Below are 13,781 nucleotides of genomic sequence, written 5' to 3' on the forward strand. Positions count from 1 at the left end.
GAGAGTTGAAAAACAAAGCAGCTATTTTACCGCAAACATCTATTTCTGACGCAACTTTTCAATTGCCAGCAGATAGGGCGGCGCATTACGGCGGTTGACAAAGCCATAGCGTAACACGGCAAAAGCTTCCTGCGGCAAAGTTTCCGCCCATTGCACAATCGCTTCAGCCTCTATTCGGCCGGCTTCATGTCCCGGATACAATACCGCCACGGCAAGCCCGCCCTCTTTCAACAAACCCAAAGTATCCGTCAGCGCACGGATACTGCTTGCCGCTTCAGTTGTACAGCTTTTATCGCCACCCGGCAGCCAACCGAAATTAAATACTGCGGCATCTAAAGGCTCGTCGATATAAGATAAAAGGTTTTCATGGCCGTCATGTATCAGGGCTACCCGACCATCTACGCCGTTTTCTTTCAGACGGCCTTGGGTCTGCATTAATGCTTTAGATTGCACATCAAACGCCCATACCCTACCCGTCTCGCCAACCAACTGTGCCAACAGCAAAGTATCATGCCCGTTTCCGGCCGTCGCATCCAAAGCGCGGCCACCTAATTTTAAGGCTTGTCGTAACAGGGAGTGTGCAAAGGGAAGAATGTTTTCAAGCAGCATGATAAAGGTCGTCTGAAAATAAAAATACCCTACCGCGAAAGCGGTAAGGTATTGAAAAACAGGAATGCGTTACATCATTTATTCGGCAGGTTGTTGCACAGTCTCAACTTGAACCGGAGCAGCTGCGGCAGCAGCTTGAGGTTGTTTGTTTTCGTGTTGCAGGCTGACTGCGCGTGCAGGAACGATTGTTGAGATAGCGTGTTTGTAAACCATTTGAGTCACGGAAGTATTACGCAGCAGAACAACGTACTGGTCGAATGATTCCACTTGACCTTGCAGCTTGATGCCGTTTACCAAGTAGATTGAAACCGGAACGTGCTCTTTACGCAACGCATTCAAAAAAGGATCTTGTAACATTTGTCCTTTAGCTGTCATATTCTTGAGCTCCATTATTATGATTGTAAAGACGCCAAAATCGGCGTTTGATGGGATTGTAGCCCCGAATAGGATAAATTACCAACTATTTTTTTCTATCACACCGTTTAGGAATCCAGTAATAAGGGAACTTCCCGTCAAACCGACTGTTTCATTTCCATATTCACAACAATCCCAAATCCAAATTTAATGTTTTTTTTAAATTCGGCAAGCCCTATCGAAAATATGCCATAAAGCTCTAACAAGCTGTTTTTCATTATAAAAAGGCCGTCTGAAATTGTTCAGACGGCCTTTGTGCTTATTTGCTAAATTGTTTTTTCACGCTGACTTTGGTTTTCTTCTTGAAGCGGTTTTTCTCTTCCTTGCGGCCTTCGCGTTTCTCAATACGGTTGCTCAAGCTGACACGGCGCAGCGGTTTTTTCTTCGGTTTGTCTTCCGCATTTTCATACGGGTTTTCCGAAACATTGTATTGAATTCTGAGCGGCGTACCTTGCAGATTGAAGGCTTTGCGGAATGTTTGGGTCAGATAGCGTGTGTAGCTGTCTGAAATCGCGTGCAGCGAATTACCGTGAACCACAATCACCGGCGGATTCATGCCGCCTTGGTGGGCATAACGCATTTTCGGACGCACCAAACCAGCACGCGGCGGCTGTTGACGCTCAATCGCGCTTTGCAATACGCGTGTAATTTTCGGCGTCGGCATCTTAATCATCGCCGCATTATAGGCAGCCTGAATGCTTTCAAACAAACCGTCTATACCGCGCTCTTTCAACGCAGAAATAAAGTGAAACTTAGCAAAATCAAGGAAATACAGTTTGCGGTTGATATCGCGTTTCACTTGCTCGCGGCGCTCTTCGCTGATACCGTCCCATTTATTGACCGCCACCACCAAAGCACGGCCTGCTTCCAAAGCAAAACCTGCAATCGTCGCATCTTGGTCGGCGATATCTTGTTGAGCGTCCAATACCAAGACAGCAACGTTTGCCGCTTCAACCGCCTGCATGGCTTTGATAACGGAGAACTTTTCCACCGCTTCATCCACTTTGCCGCGACGGCGTACACCTGCGGTATCGATGATGGTAAACGGTTTGCCTTCACGTTCAAAATCAATATGGATACTGTCGCGCGTCGTGCCTGCCATATCGAAGGCAATCACGCGCTCTTCGCCGAGAATGGCGTTTACCAAGGTCGATTTACCGACATTCGGACGGCCGATAACGGCAAAAACAGGATGTTTGGCTTCTTCCTCTTCTTTTTCAGGCTCAGGGAAGGTTTCCAAAATATCTTCAATCAGATAATATACGCCATCGCCGTGCGCACCTGAAATAACATAAGGGTCGCCCAGGGCAAGTTCGTAGAACTCGGCGGCAAGCACGACCCTATTGCCACCCTCGCCTTTATTCACAGCCAAATAAACAGGACGCGGACTTTGGCGCAAACGGTCGGCAATAATTTTATCTTGCGGCGTCAAACCGGTACGGCCGTCCACCAAAAACACAACCGCATCGGCTTCATCGACAGCCTGCAAGGTTTGTTTTGCCATTTCGTGCAAAATACCGCTGTCCACAACCGGCTCAAAACCGCCGGTATCGATGACCAAATAAGGTTTGCTGCCGACTTTGCCATGACCGTAATGGCGGTCACGCGTCAGGCCGGGCAAGTCATGCACAAGCGCGTCTTTGGTGCGTGTCAAACGGTTGAATAAAGTAGATTTGCCAACATTGGGGCGGCCGACAAGCGCGATGGTTGGTTTCATAATTGAGTCTTTCTGTGTCAAGTGCCGCCTAAAAACGGGAGCGGAACACAAGCAGGTGTTTTAAAAACACGGTTGATAAGGATAAGTGTAGGCCGTCTGAAAAGTCATTGCAACTTCAGACGGCCTTGATTTCAAACAAACTTATTTCAAGCTGTCGATTTTCATTTGCAGCAATTCGCGGCCTACTGCGGTTTGCGGCATTTTGCTCAAAGCAGCTTCGTAACTTTGTACGGCTTCTTTGGTTTTATTTTGAGCAACGTAAACATCGCCTTTGGTTTCCAACATCAAAGGCTCGAAATCAGCCTCAACCTGAGTATTCAGGGCATTGATGGCGGCATCGTATTTTTTTTGCTGCAATAGGGTAACGCCCAAACGCTGCGCTGCCAAAGCTTGAACCAGCGGTGCGTTTTGATTTTTCAGCACCCAATTCAAATGACCTTCCGCCACATCATAACGGCCGGCATCAAACTCGGTTGCCGCTACCATCAAAGTGGCTTGGGCTGTCGAAATAGAATCAGGATAGTTTTTTTGCAATTCGGCCAAATCGGCGTTGATGGCTTTTTGGTCGTTTTTTTGCTGTGCCTTTTCCACCATTTGCGCCAATACGGCGGCAGCTTCCTGATCTTTTGAAGCTTTTTGGCCTTGGTAAATGGTGTAACCCAAATACCCCAAAGACGCCACGATCAGCAAGGTAAAAATCCAACGGCCGATGCTTTTCCAAAAATATTTAAAGTTGTCTAACTCTTGTTGTTCTTCCAAATGGGCTGCCATTTATGCGTTCTTCCATTGTTGTAAAGTGTCTGTCAAATCAGCGGCGGCAACGGTTTGTTGTTCGTGTTTGCCCTGCATATCTTTCAGGGTAACCGTACCGTTTGCCAGCTCATCCTGAGCCACAATCAGGGCAAAGCGTGCGCCACTGTTGTCTGCTTTTTTCATTTGCGCTTTCAGGCTCTGATAGCCGGAATGCTGCATCACATTGAAACCTTGAGCGCGCAAGGCTTGCGCGTATTTCATCACCTGCAAATCCGCACCTTCGCCTTGGTGCATTGCATAGACATCAGGCGCAGCGTTCACTTCCAGCGAGCCGTATTCGCTCACCAAAAGCAGCAGGCGCTCAATACCCATCGCAAAGCCGATAGACGGCGCAGGCTTACCGCCAAGCTCTTCAATCAAACCATCGTAACGGCCGCCACCGCACACAGTCGCCTGCGCGCCGAGTTTGTCGGTCGTCCACTCAAAAACCGTCTGATTGTAGTAATCCAAACCACGGACCAAGCGCGGATTTTCAATATATTGAATACCCAAACCGTCCAACATCGCCTTGAAGCGTGCATAGTGGTTTTGCGAAGCCTCGCCCAAATAATCCACCAGACGCGGCGCCGCGTTGCAGATTTCCTGCAAATCAGGATTTTTCGTATCCAAAACGCGCAAAGGATTGGTTTTCAGACGGCGTTTGCTGTCTTCATCCAGTTGCGCCTCATAGCGGGTCAAATATTCAACCAATGCCGCACGGTGTGCCGCGCGTTCCTCACGGTTGCCCAAACTGTTGATTTCCAAAGTCAAGTATTCGCGAATACCCAATTTTTCCCACAAATCGGCAGACATCGCGATGATTTCCGCATCAATATCCGGCCCTTCAAAACCCAAAGCCTCGATACCAACCTGATGGAACTGACGATAACGGCCTTTTTGCGGACGCTCGCGGCGGAACATCGGCCCCATATACCACAGCTTTTGCGGGCTGTTGTACAGAAGGTTGTGTTCGACCACCGCACGCAGACAAGAAGCCGTACCTTCAGGACGCAAGCTCAAACTCAAAGAATCGTTTGAATCGGAGAAGGTGTACATTTCCTTACCGACCACATCGGTTTCTTCGCCGATGGAACGGACAAACAAACCGGTTTGCTCGACAATCGGCGTGCGGATTTGCTGATAACCGTAAGCGCGTGTCCAACGGCCGACCGTATCTTCAAACGCCTGCCAAAACGCAGCCGTCAGTTTGAAATCTTTTTGTTCGACAGGTAAAAGGTCGTTCATACCTTTTACAGATTGAATTTTTTGTGCCATTTCAATATGGGATAAGCGAAAATCAAATAGTTGGGCATTATAGCTGATTTTTAAGGGTTTGTGAGGTTGGGAACAAATCAAAAGGCCGTCTGAAAATCGGTTTTCGCATTCAGACGGCCTTCGGTTTTAAACAGGTTTACCTTGCTGTTACCGTTTTGGTGGCGGCGATTTTTTCATCGGCATAGTGCACCACATCTTTGATGACTTGTTTTTGTACGGCGGAAATCAGGGTTTGCATATAGCCATAGTCGGGCTTGCCGTTTTTAGATGGCAGGAAAACAGTATCTGTTTGAATTTTCTTATTGCTGATACTGTCTCCCCAAGAATATTTATGACCTAAATTCCGTTCAATACAGGAAATGATGCACAATTGATTTAGCTTGCTGGCTTCTTCCTTTTCCTTCAAATATAAACATAAATTATGACTGTCGTTAGAATAAAAATCTTCTGCCTGATAGGTAACAACAAATGTCTTTCCACCAATAAAAATACAGTTACCCTTATCTATCAGATTTTCTCTGTGGGAAATATAAGAGCTAACTGCGTTATTTTCTCGGCTTGCTGACAAATAAGGCGTATTACCACTGTTTGGTGTTACATCGCGAGAAAGGATATTGTTTGTATTTTTCACCGTAAATAAATCCACAACCTTATATTCGATGAACGTGATTTCTCTATTTTCCAACGCTGCTAATGCTCGCTCTTCTTCCGTCGTCAGCGTGTAGTCTTTCAGCCCTGCGGCTGAAAGGTAGGCTTCCAGCTCGGCGGAACGCCGAGCTTCCAGCTCGGCGGAACGCCGAGCTTCCAGCTCGGCCACGAAATTTTCAATAAAGTCAAGATTTATTTGACCATTTTTGATGGGAAGATGAACTTTTGTAGAACGCATCTCCTTTCTGTTAAATTTCACTCCGTAATCATATTTTTTGGTTGTCGCAATTCTGCTTGCCGTAATGATTATATGTGCAATTGCCCTGTTGAATCTTGCCATTATAGGCTTGGGGACAAAATGTTGAATATGCGAATAACCGATAAAGGCCTTCTCTTGATAAAACATTGTATCCGCACCAATCGTTGTATCAGAACAAGTTATCGTATTTCCTATATTATTTGCCGGCAGCTTGGAAAATCCCATTACTCCATTATCCACGGAAGAATTTGAAACCAAAGGTACAGTACCATTTACTGAAATAATTTCTTCATTACTCAGCCGATAATATTTTGTCGGATTGATTTCAAATAAATCTCCTAGTTTAAACTCTCCCCACTCAACTTCATTCAGCATCTCAGTCAAGTGGATATCTACTTTCCCAGAGTATCATCTTCCTTATTTTGGCGTTTTAACAGATTGGAAACTTCCCAGGCGAGATAGTCACTGACGGTTTTTTTGAAATCATCAAGCGTCGGCTTTGTGTCAATTGGAGCAGATTGGTTCCAGTCCGCTCCATTTTTCGGATTGATCGTGCCTTCGTAATACTCTTTCTCGCTGAAAATATTGAGTTTCTTCTTACCGAAGCGGACTAAATTTACCAATTCCGCATAACGACCTCGTGCATTGCCAGTATCTTTGAGATTATTGCTGGCTTTTTTGCGGTTGGTACGGGTATAACCGTCATTTGAAAAATCGATAAATTTAACAGTTTCGTCTTTCTCATGCGGTTCGCCTACTTTGAAAACATAAATATTGGTTTGCACGCTGGATTTACCAATAAATAAATCAAGAGGCATTTTTATGCTAGCAAGCAGAGTATTGTTTTGCAGAATCCGCCTGTTAATTTCTCGGGCTTTTCCTGAACCTGCGGAATTTTGAATAATGATGGCGGCGTAGCCTTTTTCCATCATGTTCAATGCACGTTCAACAAAGTTCATGCCGTTGCCGTTGGCAGAATACGGAGGATTAAGGATAAAGGCATCAGCGGGGAATTTATGGTCGGTTTTACCGAAGCCGTATTTGCCGTCAAAATCGGTCAGTGAGTCTTTGTTTAAGATATTGGAGCTGCCGTCGCCCATCAGAATCATATTCAAAATGGCAAGCATATAGACGCTGGAAAGCAACTCCAAACCCAAAAGCTGTTCAGCTTTGATTTGGGCTTCTTTTTCTCGTAGTTCTTGTGGGGAATCTATGCTGTTTTTAGCATCTATCAGCATTTCATTCATGGCAGCAACCAACAACCCGGCTGAACCTGTGGCGAAGTCCCAAACATAGGAATCTTTATTAACGCGTGCAAGTTTGGCAAGTAATGTGGCGACATAAGACGGGGTCAGCACCACGTCGTTGAGCTTATCTTGAGTAAAGCCCAGCCATGAGTACATTTCGTTAAAGAGCTTACCGGTAAAATCGGTAGTCAGCCCGATTTTGTAGTAGATGCCCAAGTCATCGACAATTTTGGTAAAGACACGTTTTAATTGGGTTTCGCCGCTGTGAACTTTGTTGATGTTTTCGGTCAGAAGGGTATTGGATAATGTGCGTAAAATCATCTCTTTCTTTTCTTTGGGTAGTGCTTTTTCTTCCAAGAAAGACTCGATTTTACGCACAAGAATGTCGCCGTCGCGCCAGCCGCGTTCGTTTGATGATTTGAGGTCGGATTTTTCCAGCGGCGCAACTTTTCCGGGTATGCCGATGGTAGCGATGATGGCGGCAGCAACGAGATAGACACGGTCGTTTTCGCCTAGGCCTTTTTCGTTTTGGTAGATGTCGTTGTTGAGCTTGGTCAGGCTGGCATCAATTTCTTTTTCACGCTTTTCTTTGAGCTTGTCCAATTCTTCGGGCGTTAGCGAGAGTTCTTCGACTTGGCTGATGAAATCTTCAAAGTGTTCTGCCGCCAAAAATGAGAAGTCGTCAAAATCGCCGACGCGCTGCCCTATGCCTAAATTGTTTTTAGACACATAATACACGCCGATTTCATGACGAATTTCTCCCTGCTCGTCTTTGTAGCCCGTCATACCGACAGCGATGATATCAGTGTAACTAGTATGGTGCAGTACGGCATTGGCGTAATGTACCGCGCCGTTTACGGCATAGCCGTTGATGTTTTTGAAAATTGGCTCGTTTTTAGCGTTGCGGTTTTCGACATTACCGTCAGCATCGAGTTTTTCCAGTTTGTCTTTATGACCTTTATATTCGATAAGTACGGGGTAGTAACGCCCGTTTTTACTACTTTGTAGCAATAGCTTCACATCGGGACGGTTTCCGCCAATGCCGCCATTTTTGGAATAATAGTCGTCTAGGGCTTTGTCGATTTCAGTATTTAGACTTGCTTGTTCAAGTCTGTAATCGAGCTTGTAGGATTTCAGCCAGCCGTTGGCAAGGTCAGCGATATTGGGTTCAATGGATTTGTTGGATTTTTTGCTTGCTTGGGTCATTGGTTTTATCCGACATATGAAATGTGTAAACAACCGCTATGATAATATACTCGCCCCTTTCATGCTTGATTTATTCCTACTAAAGTCGTTTGAAAACCATCCTCAAAATTTTCAAACAACCTTTAACTTGAATAGTTAATCTGTTTGCAATATCAAATCCGGAAAAGATGTCGTTCCTATTCTTCCTGAGAAAATACAGTTTTCCTACTCTACAACAGGTTGTCCTTTATAAAAGATAGATTTCCATCTACAACGAAAATCATGATAAAAAGTGCAATATCGCGTCAATAGCAATCAAAAGGCCGTCTGAAAAAATCCTAAAAACCGAGTACAATCCGCCGCATGAAAAAACGTACCAATCCCCTCCCCCTTTTAGACGGTGTCAAACCCAGCTACTTGGTTTTGCCGCATGAAAAGCAGTTTTACGGCTTACCGCTGCTGCATTTTTTATGCGCTCATTTTCCCTTTGTCGGCGAAGAAAACTGGCGGCGGCGGCTGAACAGCGGTTTTGTGGTGGGCGCGGATGGCGTACCGTTTGATGAGAATACCTTGTTCGAGCCCGGCAAGACGATGTTTTATTACCGTGAAACCAGCCGTGAGAGCGAGCCGCGTATTCCGTTTGAAGAAAAGATTTTGCATATTGATGAGCATTTGATTGTGGTGGACAAACCGCATTTTCTACCCGTCATCCCCAGCGGCAGGTTTTTGCGGGAGACCCTGCTCACGCGCCTGCGTTTGCGGCCTGAATTGCAGCATTTGAATGTTGAAGACATTACGCCGATTCATCGCTTGGACAAAGATACGGCAGGCGTTATGTTGCTTTCGCTCAATCCTGCCACGCGTCGTGATTATCAGACCATGTTCCAAGAAAAAACCGTCCGAAAAACCTATGAAGCGGTGGCGCCGACGCGGACGGATTTGGACTATCCGCTGGATATTTCATCCCGAATGGAACGCGGCGAAAAATTCTTTCTTACCCGGGAAACGGAAGGCGAACCCAACGCCCACACGACCATCGAACTTATCGAAAACCGCGGCGCGTTCAGCCTCTACCGCCTCACACCGCACACCGGAAAAAAACACCAGCTCCGCGTGCATATGATGAGTTTGGATATGCCGCTGATGAACGATGCGCTTTACCCTACCCCATTGGCGGCCGGTGACGAAGACTACGACAAACCTTTAAAACTTTTGGCCAAAAGAATAGAGTTCACCGATCCTGTCAGCGGAGAAATCCGCGTATTTGAAAGCGGCTTTACGCTTTAAGTTGTCCAATCCAATGAAAAAGGCCGTCTGAAATTGTTCAGACGGCCTTTTTGTCACGGAATCATTTGATTAGTGATGAATGCAGCTGCACTCTTTGTTCATATCAATCACCATACGGCCGGTAATTTTACCTTCACGCATTTCTTGGAAGATGGCAGGCGCTTCATCCAAAGCACGCAATTCGACTTTAGGCACAACCAAGCCTTCTGCGCCGAATTGGAAGGCTTCTTCCAAATCTTTGCGGGTACCGACCAGAGAGCCGACCACTTCGATACCGTCCAATACCAAACGTGGGATAGACAAATCCATAGACTCAGGTGGCAAGCCAACTGCAACGATACGGCCGCCGGCGCGGACGCAGTTAACGCCTGAATTGAAGGCAGCAGCGGATACGGCTGTTACAACGGCTGCATGTGCGCCGCCGGTTTTCTCTTGGATGACTTGAGCCGCATCTTCTTTGGCGGCATTGATCACCAAATCAGCGCCGGTTTCTTTGGCAAAGGCCAGTTTATCGTCGTTGACGTCAATGGCAACAACGTGCGCGCCAAACACTTTTTTCGCGTATTGAACCGCCAAGTTGCCCAAACCGCCTGCGCCGTAAATCGCAATCCATTGACCCGGACGAACGCCGGAAACTTTAATCGCTTTATAAGTGGTCACACCGGCACAAGTAATGCTCGAAGCTTGCGCAGGATCCAAGCCTTCAGGGACTTTGACCGCGTAATCGGCACTCACGATACAGTGTGTCGCCATACCGCCGTCGGCAGTATAGCCTGCGTTCAATACGGAGCGGCACAAGGTTTCGCGACCGGTATTACAGTATTCGCAAGAACCGCAGCTTTGGAACAGCCATGCAATGCTGACACGGTCGCCAACTTTCAGATTTTTCACACCGTCGGCAACTTCTTTAACCAAACCGATGCCTTCGTGTCCCAACACGCGACCCGGTTTATCGCCGTAATCGCCTGCCGCAACGTGCAAGTCGGTGTGGCACACGCCGCAATACTCAACTTCCACCAACGCCTCGCCGTATTCGAGCGGACGCAGTTCGCGTTCAACAACTTCTACATCACCTGCTACATCTTTATTCACTACCACAGCATGCATTTTCATGAGAGAGTCTCCTAGGGTGTTGAAAAACTGTTTAGCTATGAATGAGAATACTCCCCATATCCGAAGCCGTCAACCCATAATCTTTTTTAAAACAATAAGTTATGATGTTATACCATAACAAAATCTATTTAACCCGTATAAATCTTTAAATATATTAACAAATCTAATTTCATTTTAATTAAATCCTTTATTTTTCAGACGGCCTGCTACATGAAACAACATTGCAAATGTAAATTTTGAGAATACTCTCATTTTTAGTACTTGAACTTAAAAAGAAAAAAGCATAAGCTGTTTTTCATGGTGTTGAAACACCTACTCCCATTCATTAAGGAGACAGCATTATGGCAAAAGATTTAAATGTGTTTGATAAAGAATACGGCCTTTTGATCAACGGCGAATGGACAAAAGGTAGCGAAGGCAAACTTTTACCCTCTTACAACCCTGCCAATGGCGATGAGTTGGCCAAGTTCACAGACGCAACCGATGCCGATGTCGATGCTGCCGTAGCCGCTGCGCAAGAAGCGTTTAAAACATGGCGTAAAACCACGACTGCCGAACGCGCCGCCATTTTGAACAAAATCGCCGATGTGATTGACGAAAACGCCGAATTGTTCGCCCTGCAAGAAACCTTGGACAACGGCAAACCCATCCGCGAAACCCGCGCCGCCGACGTGCCTTTGGCTTCCGACCATTTCCGCTATTTCGCCAGCGTGATCCGTGGCGAAGAAGGCACTGCGACCCAGCTTGATGCCGAAGACCTGTCCATCGTTCTGCGCGAACCGATCGGCGTAGTCGGTCAAATTATCCCGTGGAACTTCCCCTTCCTGATGGCGGCTTGGAAAATCGCGCCCGCACTCGCCGCAGGTTGTACCATCGTTATCCACCCATCTTCCAGCACTTCGCTGAGCCTGTTGTCGTTCGCACAAAAAATCAACCACTTGCTGCCTAAAGGCGTGTTGAACATCATCACCGGACGCGGTTCTAAATCCGGCGAATATATGTTGCACCACAAAGGCTTCAACAAACTCGCCTTTACCGGTTCAACCGAAGTCGGCCGCCACATCGGCATCGCCGCCGCCGAAATGCTGATTCCCGCTACCTTGGAACTGGGCGGCAAATCCGCCAACATTTTCTTTGACGATATGCCTTTCGACAAAGCCCTCGAAGGCGCGCAAAAAGGTATTTTGTTCAACCAAGGCCAAGTGTGCTGCGCCGGTTCGCGCATTTTTGTACAAGAAGGCATTTACGACAAATTCGTCAATGCTTTGGCTGAAGAATTCAAAAAAATCAAAGTAGGCCTGCCTTGGGAAGACGACACCCAAATGGGTTCGCAAGTCAATGCCGGTCAACTCGAGACCATTTTGAAATACGTCAAAATCGGTGAACAGGAAGGCTGCCGCATCATTACCGGCGGTAAAAAAATCGAAGGCGCGTTGGGCAAAGGCGAATTTGTCGAACCTACTTTGATTGAAGCCAGCAACGAAGCCCGCGTCGCCCAAGAAGAAATCTTCGGCCCGGTTGCTACCGTGATTAAATTCAAAACCGAAGAAGAAGTCATCAAAATGGCGAACGACAGCGAATACGGCTTGGGCGGCGCAGTGTGGAGCAAAGACATCAACCGCTGCCTGCGCGTTTCCAACGCATTGGAAACCGGCCGCGTTTGGGTAAACTGCTACAACCGCCTGCCTGCCGGTGCGCCGTTTGGCGGCTACAAAACTTCAGGCATCGGCCGCGAAACCCACAAAATGATACTCGCCGCCTATACTCAGGTGAAAAACATCTACATCTCCACCCGCGAAGAGCGCGAAGGCTTCTATTGATTGAATGTTCGCATGATAGCGGTTTGAACATGATAGGGCCGTCTGAAAAGTTTTCAGACGGCCCTATCAATCACACAATAACTCTTTAGGAGATAAATTATGTCGAAACACAAAATCCGTTACATTCTGCCGTTGCTGGCAATAATGACATCCGCCACCTGTGTCGGTGCGGCGGGGCCGTCTGAAAAAGCTGCAAATGCACTTAAACCGCAGAAGGAAAAGAATCTTTGTCCCGAACCTGTTGACCAAATGGATGAAGATTGTTTGGAAATTACTCTGCTGAAACTTGAAAACAAACTGGACATGAAGTACAAAGATTTATTTCGACGTGCCGCTACCAAAGATTCAAAGCTACATGGGCTGTCCAAACAATATTTTATAAATGTCCGTTCAAAATGGAAGGCTTATAAGGAGGAACTTTGTTCCGACCCGACAATTACAACCGATTTGAAAACTCCTTCAGACAAAATCCTCTATCTGTGTGACGTTCAACAAACACAATATCACTTGAAAGCATTGGAACGTTTTTAATTTTTATAGGAGACTGATATGTCGAAACACAAAATCCGTTACATTCTGCCGTTGCTGGCAATAATGACATCCGCCGCCTGTGTCGGTGCGGCGGAGCCGTCTGAAAAAGCTGTTCCAAAGGTAACAAGGCAAAAACAGGACAGTAAGGACATTTGCCCTCAGAGCATGATGAAAGACATAGACGGACAAGGCTATGAATGTGTGGATATTTTCAGTATGAGGTTGGAAAAGCAATTGAATAAGAAATACGAAAATCTGCTGCACCGTATCGATTCAAAAGACCCCAAATTGAATGGAGTATCCAAAGAATATTTTTTGACTATCCGTAAGAATTGGGAAAGTTATACGGAAATGCTGTGTTCAGACCCATCCGTTACGACGAAAGTTCGTCCTCTTGCAGGACGCTACATCCGTATTTGCAGATTCGAGCAGAATTTAAACCATTTAAAAGCGTTGGAACGCTTTGAAAATTCTTTATAAAGCTGATAGATAGTTAGGAGGCTGATATATTGAAATCCAACAACCGTTACATTCTGCCGCTGCTAGCCGTGATGGCATCCGCCACCTGTGTTGGTGCGGCAGGGTCGTCTGGAAAAGCTGCAAATGCCGTTAAATCAAAACAGGAAAAGAATCTTTGTCCCGAACCTGTTGACCAAATGGATGAAGATTGTTTGAGGCTTACATCAAGGGAGTTCGAAGGCAAATTGAACACAAAATATAAAGATTTATTTAGGCGGGCTGCCACCAAAGATAAAAAACTGCACGGTTTATCCAAACAGTATTTCACAAGCGTCCGCTCAAAATGGAAGGCTTATCGGGACGAACTCTGTGATGATCCGACGGTAACGACTGATTTAAAATCACCGGCGGACAGAGTTTTTTAT

General features: G+C 46.4%; 13 protein-coding genes. 5 read left to right on the top strand and 8 right to left on the bottom strand.

The window, feature by feature from the left end:
* Positions 1–39: 39 nt before the first annotated feature.
* From ACTHSP_RS05645 to ACTHSP_RS05675, 7 genes are all read right to left on the bottom strand, one after another.
* The gene (locus tag ACTHSP_RS05645) at positions 40–609 is read right to left on the bottom strand and encodes a tRNA (mnm(5)s(2)U34)-methyltransferase (RefSeq protein ID WP_049350660.1); all 570 of its coding nucleotides are present in this window, start codon (positions 607–609) and stop codon (positions 40–42) included.
* Between the two features lie 78 nt (positions 610–687).
* The gene (gene hfq / locus ACTHSP_RS05650) at positions 688–984 is read right to left on the bottom strand and encodes an RNA chaperone Hfq (protein WP_036493792.1); all 297 of its coding nucleotides are present in this window, start codon (positions 982–984) and stop codon (positions 688–690) included.
* Positions 985–1,282: 298 nt separating this feature from the next.
* Complete coding sequence (gene der, locus ACTHSP_RS05655) at positions 1,283–2,740, bottom strand: ribosome biogenesis GTPase Der (protein WP_049350661.1); 1,458 nt, start codon at positions 2,738–2,740, stop codon at positions 1,283–1,285.
* Between the two features lie 141 nt (positions 2,741–2,881).
* Complete coding sequence (locus ACTHSP_RS05660) at positions 2,882–3,511, bottom strand: YfgM family protein (protein ID WP_440345775.1); 630 nt, start codon at positions 3,509–3,511, stop codon at positions 2,882–2,884.
* Positions 3,512–4,807: a histidine--tRNA ligase gene (gene hisS, locus ACTHSP_RS05665; protein WP_049350662.1), complete on the bottom strand. Its 1,296-nt coding sequence runs from the start codon at positions 4,805–4,807 to the stop codon at positions 3,512–3,514.
* 136 nt (positions 4,808–4,943) lie between these two features.
* On the bottom strand, positions 4,944–6,089 hold the full coding sequence (locus tag ACTHSP_RS05670) for a restriction endonuclease subunit S (RefSeq protein WP_049350674.1): 1,146 nt from the start codon (positions 6,087–6,089) through the stop codon (positions 4,944–4,946).
* 17 nt (positions 6,090–6,106) lie between these two features.
* The gene (locus ACTHSP_RS05675; RefSeq protein ID WP_049350663.1) at positions 6,107–8,167 is read right to left on the bottom strand and encodes an HsdM family class I SAM-dependent methyltransferase; all 2,061 of its coding nucleotides are present in this window, start codon (positions 8,165–8,167) and stop codon (positions 6,107–6,109) included.
* 342 nt (positions 8,168–8,509) lie between these two features.
* Between ACTHSP_RS05675 and ACTHSP_RS05680 the strand changes: the two genes are divergently transcribed.
* Positions 8,510–9,433 (top strand): RluA family pseudouridine synthase, encoded by a 924-nt coding sequence (locus tag ACTHSP_RS05680; protein ID WP_440345776.1) that lies wholly within the window; start codon positions 8,510–8,512, stop codon positions 9,431–9,433.
* 69 nt (positions 9,434–9,502) lie between these two features.
* On the opposite strand, the gene adhP is transcribed toward ACTHSP_RS05680, so the two are convergent.
* Positions 9,503–10,546 (bottom strand): alcohol dehydrogenase AdhP, encoded by a 1,044-nt coding sequence (gene adhP / locus ACTHSP_RS05685; protein ID WP_440345777.1) that lies wholly within the window; start codon positions 10,544–10,546, stop codon positions 9,503–9,505.
* 341 nt (positions 10,547–10,887) lie between these two features.
* Here adhP and ACTHSP_RS05690 point away from each other — a divergent pair, with 341 nt between their 5' ends.
* From ACTHSP_RS05690 to ACTHSP_RS05705, 4 genes are all read left to right on the top strand, one after another.
* Positions 10,888–12,366, top strand: a complete 1,479-nt coding sequence (locus ACTHSP_RS05690; RefSeq protein WP_440345778.1) for an aldehyde dehydrogenase family protein — start codon at positions 10,888–10,890, stop codon at positions 12,364–12,366.
* Positions 12,367–12,465: 99 nt separating this feature from the next.
* On the top strand, positions 12,466–12,897 hold the full coding sequence (locus tag ACTHSP_RS05695; protein WP_440345779.1) for a hypothetical protein: 432 nt from the start codon (positions 12,466–12,468) through the stop codon (positions 12,895–12,897).
* An 18-nt stretch (positions 12,898–12,915) separates the two neighbouring features.
* Positions 12,916–13,377, top strand: a complete 462-nt coding sequence (locus ACTHSP_RS05700; protein ID WP_308111465.1) for a hypothetical protein — start codon at positions 12,916–12,918, stop codon at positions 13,375–13,377.
* A gap of 29 nt (positions 13,378–13,406) precedes the next feature.
* Positions 13,407–13,781 (top strand): hypothetical protein (locus ACTHSP_RS05705; RefSeq protein WP_440345780.1); only part of this gene is annotated, 375 nt, incomplete at its 3' end.

The organism is Neisseria sp. P0001.S005 (genome assembly GCF_051963715.1).